Here is a 14,658-nt window from a genome sequence, read left to right as displayed (position 1 = left end):
ATTAATTCCTAGCCTTAGATCGACAGTTTCTTAACGCGTTTTCCGCCATACATCAGGTTCACGATACAACGTGTCCCGACAATAGCTGTAAACATTGAAGTTAAGATACCGATAGACAGCGTTACCGCGAAGCCTTTAATTGCACCTGTACCTACAGCAAATAGAATGATTGCTGTTAGTAGTGTGGTGATATTGGCATCGGCGATGGTGCTAAATGCGTTCGCATAACCTTGGTGAATCGCTTGTTGTGGACTGCGTCCATCTCGAAGTTCTTCACGTATACGCTCAAAGATAAGTACGTTGGCATCGACCGCCATACCAACCGTCAATACGATACCGGCAATACCTGGCAGAGTCATAGTAGCCCCCGGGATCATCGACATCACACCGATAATCAACACCAAGTTAGCCATCAGAGCAACGTTCGCAATCAAACCGAAAGTACGGTAGTAAAGCAGAGTAAACAACATTACTGCAGCCATACCCCAAACCATCGCCATGATACCCATATCGATGTTTTGTTGACCCATAGATGGACCAATCGTACGTTCTTCTACAATCGAGATAGGCGCAATCAATGCACCAGCACGTAGTAAAAGTGCCAAGTTATGAGCTTCAGCCGTTGAGTCGATACCCGTAATACGGAAGTTACGACCTAGCGCAGATTGAATCGTCGCTTGGTTAATCACTTCTTCGTGCTTACTTAAGATCACTCGACCTTCTGGTGTTTTACGACCGCTGTCTTTGTACTCTGCAAATACCGTAGCCATAAGCTTACCGATATTCTGACGAGAGAATGTAGACATCTTGCTACCACCTTCGCTATCTAGCGAGATGTTAACTTGTGGACGACCATATTCATCAACACTTGAGCTTGCATCAGTAATACTTGAACCGCCTAGAATAACGCGCTTCTTAAGTACCACAGGGCGACCATCACGGTCTTGCTTGATTTCGCTACCCGCAGGGGCACGACCAGAAGCGGCAGCGGCTAAGTCAGCACTACTATCAACTTCACGGAACTCAAGTGTCGCCGTTGCACCAAGAATTTCTTTAGCGCGCGCCGTGTCTTGAACACCAGGCAATTCCACTACGATACGGCTAGCACCTTGACGTTGAACCAAAGGCTCAGCAACACCAAGTTCGTTAACACGGTTACGTAGAATGGTAATGTTTTGCTCTACTGCGTAGTTACGGATTTCTTGAAGACGAGCATCTGTAAAACGAGCAACCAAAGAGAAACGACCATTAGATTCTGAATCTACGAACGTCATATCTTGGTGCTTAGATTGCAGTAGCGATTTCGCTTCAGCAAGCTGCTCTTCGTTACGTAGAATCACTTCAACTGCATCTTTACCCGATGGGCGAATAGCACGGTAACGAATTTTTTCTTCACGAAGTTCACTACGGAAGGCTTCTTCTTGTTGGCCAACTAGCTTTTGCATCGCAGCATCCATATCCACTTCCATTAAGAAGTGAACACCACCACGTAGATCAAGACCCAGTTTCATTGGTGCAGCACCAATAGATTCAAGCCAATCAGGAGTTGAAGCCGCAAGGTTTAAAGCAACGATAACATCATCACCTAGTGCTTCTGTGATGATATCACGGGCACTAATTTGCGTATCTGTATCGTTAAAGCGAACAAGAATGGAACCGTTTTCTAGAGCAACGGATTTAGTAGAAAGGTTCTCTGCTTCCAGAGCATTGGTGACAGCATCCAGCGTAGACAGATCTACAGAGGCGCCACGCGCCCCTGTAACTTGAACTGCCGGATCTTCACCGTATATATTCGGAAGTGCGTACAACGCGGCGATAGCGATGGCAAACACCACCATCAAATACTTCCATAACGGATAACGGTTTAGCACAGCGAGGATCCTCTAGCTGTTTATAGTGATTTCAGAGTACCTTTTGGTAGCACTGCTGTAACGAAGTCTTTCTTGATAACAACTTCGTTGTTTGCGTTCAGTTCGATAGCAACGTAGTCGCTGTCTTCTGCAATCTTAGTAATCTTACCGATTAGACCGCCGCTTGTTAGAACTTCATCGCCTTTGCCCATAGAAGACATAAGGCTCTTATGCTCTTTTACGCGCTTAGCTTGTGGACGGTAGATCATGAAGTAGAAGATCACAGCGAACATACCTAGCATGATAAGCATTTCGAAACCGCCGCCTGCTGGTGCACCTTCTACTGCTGCGTGAGCTTGAGAAATAAACATTAAAAACATCCTCTATTATATTTTGGTAATTGTTTGTCTAATTGGGTTGTATCCCTTTATTTTCAAGCCCCAACTCTCGGAAGAGAGATGGGGCTCGCAAAAAAGAAATACTAAGATTCTTTACCTAACGGTGGCACTTCACGCCCCATTCTTGCGTAGAACTCAGCAACGAACTCTTCAAAACGGTCTTCATCAATAGATTGACGAATGTCTGACATAATTCGTTGGTAGAAACGCAGGTTATGAATCGTGTTCAGTCGAGCACCTAGGATTTCGTTACAACGATCCAAATGGTGCAAGTACGACTTGCTGTAGTTCTTACAAGTGTAACAGTCACAATCTGAATCTAGTGGTGTTGTATCCGTTTTATGCTTCGCATTACGGATCTTGATCACACCTTCAGTGACAAACAGGTGGCCATTACGTGCATTTCGCGTTGGCATTACACAGTCAAACATGTCGATACCGCGACGAACACCTTCAACTAAGTCTTCAGGTTTGCCTACGCCCATTAGGTAACGTGGCTTATCTTCAGGCAGCTGAGGGCATGTGTGCTCAAGAATACGGTGCATGTCTTCTTTTGGTTCGCCTACTGCTAGGCCGCCAACAGCGTAACCGTCAAAACCAATTTCTGTTAAGCCTTTAACGGATACGTCACGAAGGTCTTCGTATACGCCACCTTGAACGATACCGAATAGTGAGTTCGGGTTTTCTTGCTTGTCAAAGTGATTGCGTGAACGCTGAGCCCAACGAAGAGACATCTCCATTGAGTCTTTAGCTTCTTTATGCGTCGCAGGGTAAGGCGTACATTCGTCAAAGATCATTACGATGTCTGAGCCTAGATCCTTTTGGATTTCCATCGACTTTTCAGCGTCCATGAAGATCTTGTCACCGTTTACAGGGTTACGGAAGTGAACACCCTCTTCAGTGATTTTACGCGTCGCACCTAAACTGAATACTTGGAAACCGCCTGAATCAGTCAGGATAGGTCCTTTCCAGTTCATGAAATCGTGCAAGTCACCGTGCAGTTTCATGATTTCTTGACCAGGGCGTAACCATAGGTGGAACGTATTACCTAGCAAGATTTCAGCACCTGTGTCTTTCACTTCTTCAGGTGTCATGCCTTTAACCGTACCGTAAGTACCTACAGGCATGAATGCTGGTGTTTCAACGCTACCACGTTCAAACTGAAGTTGACCACGACGTGCGCCGCTGTTTGTTTTTTTTAGTTCGTATTTTAATTTCACGAAGCCTCCAATATGCCAGAGAAACAATCTGACTGATAATTCAGAACCTTAAGCTAAACATAAGTTCAATCTAGCGAGTTCTATGAGGAGCGGTCGCGTATTCCTTGCGAGAGATTAGACAGACACCCTGCCCGACTCCTAGCTTACTGCTAGCACCCGTAAATTCTGCTTATATCGTTTATAACCAGCTAAAATTAGCTCGTTTTCTTATTGATGAACATCGCATCACCGTAGCTGAAGAAACGGTATTCGCTCTTCACTGCGTGATCGTATGCGCCCATCACATTGTCATAACCAGCAAATGCACTCACCAACATGATCAATGTTGATTCTGGTAAGTGGAAATTGGTAATCAAGCAATCCACCAACTGGTATTCATAACCAGGGAAGATGAAGATTTCTGTGTCACCAAAGAAAGGAACTAACTCAGTGCCATTTTTCAATGCATCTTGAGCCGCACTTTCTAGTGAACGCACAGAGGTTGTACCGACAGCGATAATGCGTCCGCCGCGAGCTTTTGCTGCGGCAACGGCATCAACCACTTCTTGCGGTACTTCAACGTACTCTGCGTGCATGTGGTGATCGTTAATATTATCTACTTTTACCGGCTGGAACGTGCCAGCACCAACGTGAAGCGTCACGTAAGCAAACTCGACACCTTTTTCTTTCATGCCAGCCATTAGCTTGTCATCAAAGTGAAGGCCTGCTGTTGGCGCTGCAACCGCACCCGGCTTTTCATTATAGACAGTCTGGTAGCGCTCTTTATCTGCATCTTCATCAGGACGATCGATGTAAGGAGGCAGTGGCATGTGACCAACACTGTTAAGAATTTCTAGAACGCTTTGATCGGAAGTGAAATGGATTTCAAACAACGCATCGTGACGCGCCACCATTTCAGCTTCATACTCATCGTTCTCACCAAGGAACAACTTAGTGCCCGGCTTCGGTGATTTAGAGCAACGAACATGCGCAAGAATGCTTTTCTCATCGAGCATACGCTCCACTAGCACTTCAAGCTTACCGCCTGAGGCCTTGCGACCGAATACACGAGCAGGAATCACGCGAGTGTTATTAAAAACAACAAGATCGCCTGGCTCAACCAAGTCTAAAACGTCTTTAAACGAACCATCAGCTAGGTTACCGCTGTTGCCATCTAATTTAAGCAGGCGGCTTGCTGTGCGCTCCTCTTGAGGGTAGCGAGCAATGAGTTCATCTGGTAGGTCAAAGTGAAAATCTGAAACTTGCATGTTTGTAGTCTTGTCTTAGTTGATGAGATTTGTGCTGTTGACGAATAATAAATCATGGTTGCAGATCAATCGTTACGGTAAGTCAATCGTTACCAGAAACACATCACAAACACGACTAAAAATTTCGCAGTGGGCTAGTATAGGCACACGAGCCGCAATAGCAAGGTTTACAGCACTGGATTATTGTAAAGAGGCGTAAAATAATGCCACTGATTCACCACCTCAAACTAAAAAATTAGTTGCATAAAACTCACCCAAGAATGCGTCAGATCTCAGTTATTTTTTGGATAAAAAACTATAGTAATAGCAACAAATAAAAAAGAAGGAGGTTCGTATGATCAAGGTTGAAGATATGATGACTCGCAACCCTCATACTCTATTGCGCTCACACTCACTGGCCGATGCTAAGCACATGATGGAAGCGCTTGATATCCGCCATATTCCGGTCGTTGATTCCGACAGGCAACTACTTGGCGTCGTCACACAGCGAGACGTTCTAGCCGCTCAAGAATCCAGCCTACAAAACATCCCACAAGCTCAATCTTTTACTCTTGCCACTCCCCTCAACGACATCATGCACAAAAGTGTTATGTCGGTAGAGCCGCGTGCGGGTTTAAAAGAGTCAGCTATCTATATGCAGAAACACAAAGTGGGCTGTTTACCTGTCGTAGAAAACCACGAACTAATAGGCATTATTACAGACAGCGATTTTGTCACGATAGCGATTAACTTATTAGAGCTACAGGAAGAAGTAGAACCGGAAGAAGTAGAAGGTTAATCAAGGTTGTTTTACCCGCTAACCCCCTAGAGCCTTTCAATCCAAGGCTCTTTACATGTCCAACTATCACATATTCACTGTGAAACTCACTACAACCCTCATTTCTTCTTAGAGACCTGTTCCAAAAAATGAGCATCTCAACAAACCTATCTGACTTATTGTTCTTACATATGAGAATGTAAGACTCTAATTAGATTTATTGATATATCTATCGTTTGGATAATGTAAAAATTTGTTAACAATAAAAACAAACTGCCTTTCTGGGAATGATACTTATGAGTTTAAAGAAATTGCTGTCCTTGGGTTTTGGCGTGATTCTTGCGCTAATTTTGGTTATTTCAGTCGTTGCTTCATTGCGCTTTTATCAATCTAGTCATGGGTTTAATACCTATCGTTCTCTTGCATTAACCAGTGTATCCACTGGCCGAATCCAAGCCAACATATTGGAAGCTCGTTTATCTGCATTAAAATATATAAAGAACCCTGTTGCATCGCATGCTTCGGAGCTCAATAAGCGCATCACAACATCAATTCAGTTGATTGACGAAGTATTGGACGCTCATATCGACGACCTACATAAAAATGAGTTTTTAGCGATAGAGAAGCAGCTTAAACAATACAGCCAAGGCTTTAACCAGGTTGTACAACTGGTCAATACTAGGAACAACTTAGTTAAAGAAAACTTGGATCCATCAGGTCTTAAGATGCGACAAGCAGTGACTAACTTGATGATGCAAGCTTCTGCTGAAGAAGATTTAGAAGTTGCTGTCAGTTCAGGGCAACTTCAACAACATGTGTTGTTATCACGATTGTATGCTTCTAAATTTTTGACTAGCAACAAAATAGAAGATGCTCAACGAGCTCAAAAAGAGTTTGCATCCGCCACATTTCTCGTAGAAACCATAGAATCTCAATTGATGTCAGCCGAGCAAATTCGTTACTTAGCTGATTTTAATAATGCCTTTAAAACCTACCGAGTCACTTTTTCAGAAGTTGTTAACACGATAAAGGAACGAAACAACATCGTTTCTGGAACCCTTGATATTGCTGGTAGCAATGCGGCGAAAACAATTGAAGAAATAAAGCTCTCTACCAAGTCAAAACAAGACTCTGTCGGACCAAGCATGGTTGAACGATTTTCAAACGCTCAATTTATCTTAGGTGTGCTTTCAATTATTGTTATCGCGATTGCCCTTGGCATTGCCATCTCGATTTATCGTAGCGTCTGGAAAGTCGTAGGGGGAGAGCCTAGCGACATTCAAGCAATTGTAGAGGAAGTCGCTTCCGGTGACCTTTCAAAACAGATTCCAATAACAGGCAAAGAAACGGGTATATACGCAAACATTTTAGAGATGCGTCAAGAACTACGTCGTATCATCGATGGCTTCCACCAAATTTCAGACAATGTTTCAGCGGCTTCAGTCGAGTTAACGGCCGTGATGAGTCAAACAGAAGGGAACGCTCAACAAGAACTGAGCCAAATGGAGCAAATAGCAACGGCCATCAATGAGCTTTCTAGTACTGCGAATGAGGTTAGCCATAATGCAGCTAGTGCTGAGAACGCGGCAACTGGTGCAACTTCCAATGTTAAAAAGGGCGGCGTTTCACTCGATGCCTCAGATGATATATCTCGCAAGGTTGAAGACTCAATCGAAGAGACATCAAATATCGTCAATCAACTGCAAGAGTACTCGGTAGAGATCGGTACTGTTATTGAAGTGATCAACTCCATCTCTGAACAAACGAACTTGCTAGCACTCAACGCAGCCATTGAGGCCGCACGAGCTGGTGAGCAAGGGCGTGGTTTTGCTGTCGTTGCTGATGAAGTTCGTTCTCTGGCCGCTAAAACGCAACAATCAACTGTCGATATTCAAGAGATAATCTCTCGACTTCAAGCACAAGCAAAAGATGCCAACCAGTTCATGCAATCTAACCTGTCGTTAGCCGTCGAGTCGCGTCATTACAGCGAACAGCTTAGAACGGCATTCGCATCAATAACGGAGTCTGTTGGCCTGATTTCAGATATGAATACACAAGTAGCAACAGCATCTGAAGAGCAATCAGGAGTCACACAGGATATTTCACAAAATGTTTCTTTGACCTTTGATATCGTTCACCAAAATGTTTCAGGAATCGAACAAAGCAAGCAAGCGAGTGAAGAGCTGTCTTCATTAGCAGTGAAACAAAAAGACTTACTGAGCTTTTTCAAAATCTAACGCTATAGATAAAGTAGAAAGAGCCTCATAAAACTATGAGGCTCAATATTAGGTAACTTTAATCGATAGAAATGCACTGCCGCTTACCCCGTAACTCATTACAATAAACAACCAATCCGCACATCATATCAAATATAAAACTAGTTGAATAATACATTGATGGGGTTTATATTACCCGCCATATACAACCACCTCCGTAATAAAGTGAAAAAATCATATTTATCAATAGGCTTGATGCAGAGGTTATAACGAATTCAGCTCCTGTCATTGCTTGTATCACTGTTGTTACATTCACAGTAGAGGATGTAGCTGCTTCTTCCGGAGTGTTGGAAACTTATATAAAAGCAATTGACGACTATTCATTTGGTCCACTTAATGGTTCGGAGAATATACTGGCATCTCATTATGAGGCGCCCAAAAAGTTACGGTTCTTGAGAGTACAAATGAAAGTATCAAACTATAAATATTCAATAATATGCCTAGTAATCATCACTGTATGCAGTTACCCATTCATATACTTCCCTTCTGGAGAGTATGATTCAGATAGAATTTACTTTGTTACTGTAATTAGTTCATTCATTGCATTTTTTTTATTAACATACACTATCGTACAGCTAGTACTAATAATAAAAAATAGAGACGATAAGCACCAATCTGAAAATCATCGTCTCGGTACTTATTTTATTATCGCTATATCACTATCTACTTTTTATTACTTAAAAGTTGAAGATTACAAGGAAAGTAGCACTAGCCACATATATTGTGGCTCAATAATGAAAATGAAACTGAGAAGTTCTGTGGGGCTTTTAGAAAAGTTTGCGCTTTCAAAAGAAAAATGTGGTAACGGTTTATGAATAAATCATTTCCATTTTTTAAGTTTTCTCTTGTTATCTTTAGCTATAGTTTCCTATCTTTTTTAGTTTATGGACTTGCAGTAGATACCTACCAATTTTGGGTGTCCAGTATAGAAAAGCAAGCCAGAGTCGTAAGCCTTGATCATGTTCAAGTTCATACTAAAGGGTCTAAAACTTATTATTATAAACTAGAGATAGATAGCAACTTATCAATTCATGGATTTGATTTTGAATTAATTAAAAATGAGAAATATAATATTTTAACTATTAAAGATGGCAAAAAAATCATACTCGGAAGTAAAAATAGCAGCCTATTCTATATATTTAAATCTGTATTTGGTTTTACTATCACTTATAGTATCATCGCATTCATAACTTATATGTCATATAAACTCGTAAAGTACTATTTCACAAGACCTAGAAATCCATACAACTAGAAAATTCAGGTTTATCTATCGAATAAATTATCGAGGTTGAATAAGATTTACAGCAGGTCATAACTTCCGATAAAAATTAGGTTAAATAAAATTAAAAAATATAAATTTCAATCACTTACTAGCACTTACACAGTACTGCAGCAGAATGAACACAGGAAAAGATATGAAACTACGCAAGCACAAACAAGCTATTAGGTTTACGATTATATTATTAATCAGTTCTTACCCTATATTATACTTCCCACTCGGCTCTTATAGAACCGATAAAATATATCTCTTATCAATACTACTTACTCCTGCTTTCTTTTGGGCTTTTTTCATAAGTATAGTTCAATTAAAATTGATATTTAAAACAAAGAAAGATCATATTAGAATGAAAAATAAAACTTCATATGTTTTACTTGCTATATCGTTAATTCTTTCTTTTCTATATTATTTTAAAATGGAAGATTATAAAATAAACAGCCCAACTCATATATACTGCGGCCCAGAACTAGAATTAAAAAGCTCGCGTGGTATATTTGAAAAATTCGCCATCACTGAAGAAATGTGTAATGAATAAAAATATCATCAAATACTATAGGTTATATAAACCTATAGTAAAAAGAATGGATTCAATAAAAACAATCAGGTTATCTAGTAGATTATTCAAATTTTATAGTTTATTTATGTTATTTTTCATAGGTATGAGCCTAATAATTTCAGGGGGAGATTCTTTAATTCCTTTAGCTACCGAATTAGTAAAAACTATAGTTATATTATTATCATCTTATTATGTAAATAGTTCCATCAATCGATTCTATGCAATTATTTTAGCGCTAACCCCACTGCTGGACATTGGAATTGGATTTTTTTATGATATGCCAATGGAGCCTTTAAATATAATGCTTAGCTTTATTGCATTAAAATGTTTATATGCCGTATTAAAATACCACCAGTTTACAAAAAATAGTTAAGTACGAACCTTACCCTGCCACTATGCAAGGTAAGGTTGAATACATCTAAAATGACGACAGTCTTTTAAAGCAATTCAGACACCACATCCGCTAACTGATGGAATGTCTCTAGACGAGACGAACTTGGTCGCCAGACCAGACCAATATCTCGGTACGCTTGCTGACCAGGAGGATCAATAACCACTAGGTTTTGGTTTTCCAATAAGCCATGATCGATGGCCATCTGCGGAATAAAGGTGGTTCCCAAACCATTTGCTACCATTTGCACTAATGTGTGGAGGCTTGTGGCGGTGAACGGATTTATCTTCTCTTTGTCGGTTAACTTACAAGCTGATACCGCGTGCTCGGTTAAGCAGTGCTCGTTCTCCAGCAAAAATACAGACTCATCTGGCAAGTCATCGTATTTAATCGGAACACGAATGCCATCTGCTTGATTACGACTGATCACCATTCTGAACGGGTCTTGCCCAACAACTTTACTCTCCATGTTGTCGATATCGACAGGCAGAGCCAGAATCAACACATCTAACTCACCATGACGTAATGCAGCCAATAAGTTAGTCGTCGTGTCTTCACGTAACAGTAAGTTCAACTGAGGAAAACGATGATTGGCTTCTTGAACCAAATCACACAGAAGGAATGGCGCAATGGTAGGGATACACCCGACTCTTAGCTGCCCTTGCATCGCGTCTCCATTACATAGATTTCCAAGTTCGACAAGATCTTGCCCTTTCGCCAATAGCTCTCGACCGTGCTTAACCACCAGCTCACCCGCTTGAGTGAAAACCAATGGGCTCTTTTTATCTTTCTTCTCATAAAGAGGACAACCAATCAGCTCTTCGAGGTTTTGAATGCCTTTACTTAGCGTAGATTGACTGACGAAACAGCGATCCGCAGCGTCGCTAAAGTGACGGGTTTCGTGAAGGGTAACAAGATAATGAAGCTGCTTTAGACTTGGCCATTTATTCATGAAATTACTTTGTAATATGAGTAGGATAAGTTACGTAAAGGTCAGTAGACCTAAGGACTGGGCAAAGATTAAGCTCATCGCTTTTTTCGATTAACTTAATCTATTTAATTCGCTTTTTTCTATAGTACCGATTGTACTATAGTTTGTCCCGTAGAAACGGAGCCCAAACAAAGATGTGTTGGGCCAACTAATTTTTTAGGAGATTCCAAATGGTACTAGTAGGTCGTCAAGCCCCTGACTTTACTGCAGCAGCTGTTCTAGGTAACGGTGAGATCGTTGATAACTTCAACTTCGCAGAATTCACTAAAGGTAAGAAAGCTGTAGTTTTCTTCTACCCACTAGACTTCACTTTCGTTTGTCCTTCAGAGCTAATCGCTTTCGACAACCGTCTAGAAGATTTCCAAGCTAAAGGCGTTGAAGTAATCGGTGTTTCAATCGATTCTCAATTCTCTCACAACGCATGGCGTAACACTGCTATCGCTGATGGCGGTATCGGTCAAGTTAAGTACCCTCTAATTGCTGACGTTAAGCACGAGATCTGCAAAGCATACGATGTTGAGCACCCAGAAGCAGGCGTTGCTTTCCGTGGTTCTTTCCTAATCGACGCTGACGGCCTTGTACGTCACCAAGTAGTTAACGATCTTCCACTAGGTCGTAACATCGACGAAATGCTACGCATGGTAGACGCACTAAACTTCCACGAGAAGAACGGTGAAGTTTGTCCTGCACAATGGGAAGAAGGCAAAGCAGGTATGGACGCATCACCAACAGGTGTTGCTGCGTTCCTATCTGAGCACGCTGACGACCTAAGCAAGTAATTACCTCTTAAGCCTGAACTCAACTCAGGTTAATGGTTGGAAGACTCTCTATAAAGAGAAATAAAGCATAAGCTAATAGCGCAAAGCGCACCGCCAATCAGTTAAGAAGTAAAGTCCTATTAAAAGCCCGAAGTTAACGCTTCGGGCTTTTTTCATATCTATTCGACGGCCTTTCATTTCCCCAAAGCTCCCTCTGCAACATTTAATAGAGGTAATTACAAAAACAAACTTTACCCCTATTTTCCTCTGCGACCACCTATTCATATCCGTATCTAGATTGCTATGATTTCATCAGTATCTTTTTGAACGGATAAACATGATGAACACCGAAATTGAAGTCTGTATCGATAACTTAGAATCTCTACATAACGCACTATCTGGTGGCGCGAATCGAATTGAGCTTTGCTCTTCATTGGCACTTGGCGGGTTAACTCCAAGCTTCGGAATGATGAAGCAAGCCGCAAAAATTTCGTCTATTCCTGTCTACGCGATGATACGACCAAGACAAGGCGACTTCATTTTCGATAACGACGATATGCTCTGTATGCTTGAAGATATTGAAGCTTGTGCAAGTGCTGGGTTGGATGGAGTCGTACTTGGTGTATTAGCGCCGAACGGAAGTATTGATATGCCAAAAATGCAGCAACTGGCTGACAAAGCGCACTCATTGAAGCTTGGAATGACGTTCCATAGAGCCATTGATCAAAGCTCTGATTACCAAACAGCATTAGAACAGGTCATCACACTTGGATGTGAAAGAATCCTGACATCAGGGCTCGCTGTTAATGCTGAGCAAGGCATCAATGTGCTCGCAGATATGGTCAAACAAGCCGATGGCAGAATCGATATCATGGCTGGCGCTGGCGTCAATGCAACGAATACTAAGATGATTCAAAGTACCACCCAAGTACCTGCACTTCACCTTTCAGGTAAATCGACAAGACCGAGTCTAATGGAAAGCAACTCAAGCGCTCAAATGGGCAGTGATGATATTGATGATTATCAGATACCAGTAACTGATGCTAGCAAGATATCCAGTGTGAGAGCCGCTCTCATCGCTTAGGGCAATAGTCGCTAACACAAATCCAGAGAACCTCGCTGACTAATCTAACTGACTGACGTATATTAGATTTAATAGCGCAGAAAATTTTCATGGATAGATATGGCTAAAGACTTATTCAGCTCTCTTGATTTAAACCTGTTACGAACATTTCTGATTGTTTATCAAGAACAAAACACCAGAAAGGCTGCGGAGCGTTTATTCGTTTCTCAGCCAGCGGTTAGCCAAGCCCTGCAAAAGCTAAGACACCACTTCAACGATGACCTTTTCGTTAAAGTTCATGGAGGTTTGCAGCCTACCGCTTTCTCAGAACAACTCACCAATGAAATAAAGCCGTTCATGGACGGTCTATCTGTCGCGATCAATACATCAAACACTTTTGATCCAAAAGAGATCGATTACACACTCAAAATAGCGCTATCACCTATCGTGCTATCTTGTTTATCTGGTTCTTTATTTAAAATGATAAGAGAGCAAGCACCGAATGCGAATCTAGAATTAGTCTCTTGGACCAATGCTTCTGTTTCTGACATTCAGAAAGGTGAGGTATTGATGGGGATCAGTTACCTTGGCAGTAAAACGAGTAAAGAAGTTTATACGAAAAAGTTAATTGAACTAACAGGGCGTATTTTTGTAAGAAAAGACCACCCTTTAGAGCAAGAAATCGTTACACCCTACGATGTGGCAGGCTACGATATCGCTTCACTAGTCACACCCGGTTGGAACGACAACCATAGTTTGGCATCGGATATCCTAACTAATCTCTCCGTTGAACATAATGTTGGTTTCCGTAGTGAGCTAATTATGGCGGTCATTGATGTCATTCAACACACAGATATGTACATGCCACACTCGAATCTTTTCCTCGTTGATAATTACCCAACCCTACGCGGAATCGATGTTGTGATAGATGGCGAGCCTCCCAAAACTCCTGTTTACTGCCATTTACATATTAAAAACAGAAACTCCCCTATTACCAATTGGCTATTTGAGTTAATACAAAAAGCACTATCAACTCAGGTTAATAAGTAATGCTTATTATAGAGATACCAATATCTACTTAGCCGAAAAATAAAACACTGTTTAATATTAGCCCTATCAAAACGGATACTGAACTACGAAGGATCGTGCAGTTAAGTTAACCCTAAATAGAGACTAATATGAAAATTGCACTTACTACCCTAATTTCAGCTTCACTACTTTCTGTTCCAGTTCTTGCAAACAACTTTGACAGCCAACACCGTGTGGGTATCGGTTACAACCAAACTCAGGTAGACGACTGGCTAACCGATGACACAGTTGATTGGGGTAACGGTATCAAACTTGAATATGGTTATGAATTTAACCGTATCGTAGGTATCAATGTTTCTTACGCAACGAATAGTGACGACGAAAACGTTGAAGGTATAAAAGCCGAGATCGATGGTTACAAATTCCAAGTTGATGCTGATATCGGTTATAAATTTGAATTAGATGGCTTCTCTTTGAAACCTTATGGTGTTCTGGGCCTAGCTCGTCAAAGTGAAGATAATTCAATTAGCATCCTAGACAAGAAGTGGACTGAATCATACAACGATACCAGCTTCGTTGTTGGCCTAGGTGGTCGTGCTGAATTCGGACCACACCTATACACTGACATGCGCTTTGAATTCGCGAGCTACGATGACGTAGATTACGAAACATTCTCATGGACTGTCGGTTACCGCTTCTAATAGATTGAAAAAGCCAGCGTCTAAGCCTGTCTCTTGATCACAAGTCTGGTTAATCAAGAGACTTGGCGAGTTCATACCCTTCAAGGATGGTTTGTAACCTAAGCCATCCTTGCCATAACGTCTTTATAGAAGCGCGACCTGT

The 14,658-nt window shown here is 41.4% G+C and carries 15 protein-coding genes; 10 read left to right on the top strand and 5 right to left on the bottom strand.

Annotated elements, in window-relative coordinates; all coding sequences use genetic code 11:
- Positions 1–14: 14 nt before the first annotated feature.
- The 4 genes from secD to queA form a co-directional block, all read right to left on the bottom strand.
- A complete protein-coding gene (gene secD, locus NX845_RS18415; RefSeq protein WP_004735088.1) occupies positions 15–1,871 on the bottom strand; it encodes a protein translocase subunit SecD in 1,857 nt (618 codons plus the stop codon).
- A 20-nt stretch (positions 1,872–1,891) separates the two neighbouring features.
- The gene (gene yajC, locus NX845_RS18410; protein WP_004735087.1) at positions 1,892–2,221 is read right to left on the bottom strand and encodes a preprotein translocase subunit YajC; all 330 of its coding nucleotides are present in this window, start codon (positions 2,219–2,221) and stop codon (positions 1,892–1,894) included.
- A 110-nt stretch (positions 2,222–2,331) separates the two neighbouring features.
- Complete coding sequence (tgt, locus tag NX845_RS18405) at positions 2,332–3,468, bottom strand: tRNA guanosine(34) transglycosylase Tgt (protein ID WP_004735086.1); 1,137 nt, start codon at positions 3,466–3,468, stop codon at positions 2,332–2,334.
- A gap of 194 nt (positions 3,469–3,662) precedes the next feature.
- Positions 3,663–4,715 carry a tRNA preQ1(34) S-adenosylmethionine ribosyltransferase-isomerase QueA gene (gene queA / locus NX845_RS18400; protein ID WP_017092445.1) on the bottom strand — a complete coding sequence of 351 codons (1,053 nt, stop codon included), beginning with the start codon at positions 4,713–4,715 and terminating at the stop codon, positions 3,663–3,665.
- Between the two features lie 334 nt (positions 4,716–5,049).
- Between queA and NX845_RS18395 the strand changes: the two genes are divergently transcribed.
- The 6 genes from NX845_RS18395 (at position 5,050) to NX845_RS18370 (ending at position 9,956) form a co-directional block, all read left to right on the top strand.
- Positions 5,050–5,493 (top strand): CBS domain-containing protein, encoded by a 444-nt coding sequence (locus NX845_RS18395; RefSeq protein WP_065682650.1) that lies wholly within the window; start codon positions 5,050–5,052, stop codon positions 5,491–5,493.
- A gap of 275 nt (positions 5,494–5,768) precedes the next feature.
- Positions 5,769–7,709, top strand: coding sequence for a methyl-accepting chemotaxis protein (locus tag NX845_RS18390; protein WP_017095410.1), 1,941 nt, complete (start codon positions 5,769–5,771; stop codon positions 7,707–7,709).
- A gap of 443 nt (positions 7,710–8,152) precedes the next feature.
- Complete coding sequence (locus tag NX845_RS18385; RefSeq protein ID WP_017084401.1) at positions 8,153–8,563, top strand: hypothetical protein; 411 nt, start codon at positions 8,153–8,155, stop codon at positions 8,561–8,563.
- The gene (locus NX845_RS18380; RefSeq protein ID WP_065682648.1) at positions 8,560–9,000 is read left to right on the top strand and encodes a hypothetical protein; all 441 of its coding nucleotides are present in this window, start codon (positions 8,560–8,562) and stop codon (positions 8,998–9,000) included. Before NX845_RS18385 ends, NX845_RS18380 begins: the two co-directional genes overlap by 4 nt.
- A 163-nt stretch (positions 9,001–9,163) precedes the next feature.
- Positions 9,164–9,562 (top strand): hypothetical protein, encoded by a 399-nt coding sequence (locus NX845_RS18375; RefSeq protein ID WP_065682647.1) that lies wholly within the window; start codon positions 9,164–9,166, stop codon positions 9,560–9,562.
- On the top strand, positions 9,555–9,956 hold the full coding sequence (locus NX845_RS18370; RefSeq protein WP_065682646.1) for a hypothetical protein: 402 nt from the start codon (positions 9,555–9,557) through the stop codon (positions 9,954–9,956). Before NX845_RS18375 ends, NX845_RS18370 begins: the two co-directional genes overlap by 8 nt.
- Before the next feature lie 64 nt (positions 9,957–10,020).
- On the opposite strand, the gene NX845_RS18365 is transcribed toward NX845_RS18370, so the two are convergent.
- On the bottom strand, positions 10,021–10,926 hold the full coding sequence (locus tag NX845_RS18365; protein ID WP_004735078.1) for a hydrogen peroxide-inducible genes activator: 906 nt from the start codon (positions 10,924–10,926) through the stop codon (positions 10,021–10,023).
- Positions 10,927–11,135: 209 nt separating this feature from the next.
- On the opposite strand from NX845_RS18365, the gene NX845_RS18360 reads away from it, so the two are divergent.
- The 4 genes from NX845_RS18360 to NX845_RS18345 all read left to right on the top strand — a co-directional run bounded on the left by NX845_RS18360 (position 11,136) and on the right by NX845_RS18345 (position 14,516).
- Positions 11,136–11,744 carry a peroxiredoxin C gene (locus NX845_RS18360; RefSeq protein ID WP_004735077.1) on the top strand — a complete coding sequence of 203 codons (609 nt, stop codon included), beginning with the start codon at positions 11,136–11,138 and terminating at the stop codon, positions 11,742–11,744.
- Positions 11,745–12,063: 319 nt separating this feature from the next.
- A complete protein-coding gene (locus tag NX845_RS18355; protein ID WP_102501051.1) occupies positions 12,064–12,807 on the top strand; it encodes a copper homeostasis protein CutC in 744 nt (247 codons plus the stop codon).
- 99 nt (positions 12,808–12,906) lie between these two features.
- A complete protein-coding gene (locus NX845_RS18350) occupies positions 12,907–13,836 on the top strand; it encodes a LysR family transcriptional regulator (RefSeq protein WP_102501052.1) in 930 nt (309 codons plus the stop codon).
- 128 nt (positions 13,837–13,964) lie between these two features.
- Positions 13,965–14,516: a porin family protein gene (locus NX845_RS18345; RefSeq protein ID WP_004735074.1), complete on the top strand. Its 552-nt coding sequence runs from the start codon at positions 13,965–13,967 to the stop codon at positions 14,514–14,516.
- The last annotated feature ends 142 nt before the right edge of the window (positions 14,517–14,658 follow it).

It is taken from the genome of Vibrio sp. NC2 (genome assembly GCF_025195005.1).
Taxonomy (GTDB): domain Bacteria; phylum Pseudomonadota; class Gammaproteobacteria; order Enterobacterales; family Vibrionaceae; genus Vibrio; species Vibrio splendidus.
This window is presented reverse-complemented; position numbering and strand designations above follow the sequence as displayed.

What these genes read in the sequence shown, in the direction of transcription:
- yajC (WP_004735087.1), bottom strand. Translation starts at nt 2,221, where the DNA reads ATGTTTATTTCTCAAGCTCACGCAGCAGTAGAAGGTGCACCAGCAGGC.
- queA (WP_017092445.1), bottom strand. Translation starts at nt 4,715, where the DNA reads ATGCAAGTTTCAGATTTTCACTTTGACCTACCAGATGAACTCATTGCT.
- NX845_RS18395 (WP_065682650.1), top strand. Translation starts at nt 5,050, where the DNA reads ATGATCAAGGTTGAAGATATGATGACTCGCAACCCTCATACTCTATTG.
- NX845_RS18390 (WP_017095410.1), top strand. Translation starts at nt 5,769, where the DNA reads ATGAGTTTAAAGAAATTGCTGTCCTTGGGTTTTGGCGTGATTCTTGCG.
- NX845_RS18385 (WP_017084401.1), top strand. Translation starts at nt 8,153, where the DNA reads ATGAAAGTATCAAACTATAAATATTCAATAATATGCCTAGTAATCATC.
- NX845_RS18380 (WP_065682648.1), top strand. Translation starts at nt 8,560, where the DNA reads ATGAATAAATCATTTCCATTTTTTAAGTTTTCTCTTGTTATCTTTAGC.
- NX845_RS18375 (WP_065682647.1), top strand. Translation starts at nt 9,164, where the DNA reads ATGAAACTACGCAAGCACAAACAAGCTATTAGGTTTACGATTATATTA.
- NX845_RS18370 (WP_065682646.1), top strand. Translation starts at nt 9,555, where the DNA reads ATGAATAAAAATATCATCAAATACTATAGGTTATATAAACCTATAGTA.
- NX845_RS18365 (WP_004735078.1), bottom strand. Translation starts at nt 10,926, where the DNA reads ATGAATAAATGGCCAAGTCTAAAGCAGCTTCATTATCTTGTTACCCTT.
- NX845_RS18360 (WP_004735077.1), top strand. Translation starts at nt 11,136, where the DNA reads ATGGTACTAGTAGGTCGTCAAGCCCCTGACTTTACTGCAGCAGCTGTT.
- NX845_RS18355 (WP_102501051.1), top strand. Translation starts at nt 12,064, where the DNA reads ATGAACACCGAAATTGAAGTCTGTATCGATAACTTAGAATCTCTACAT.
- NX845_RS18350 (WP_102501052.1), top strand. Translation starts at nt 12,907, where the DNA reads ATGGCTAAAGACTTATTCAGCTCTCTTGATTTAAACCTGTTACGAACA.
- NX845_RS18345 (WP_004735074.1), top strand. Translation starts at nt 13,965, where the DNA reads ATGAAAATTGCACTTACTACCCTAATTTCAGCTTCACTACTTTCTGTT.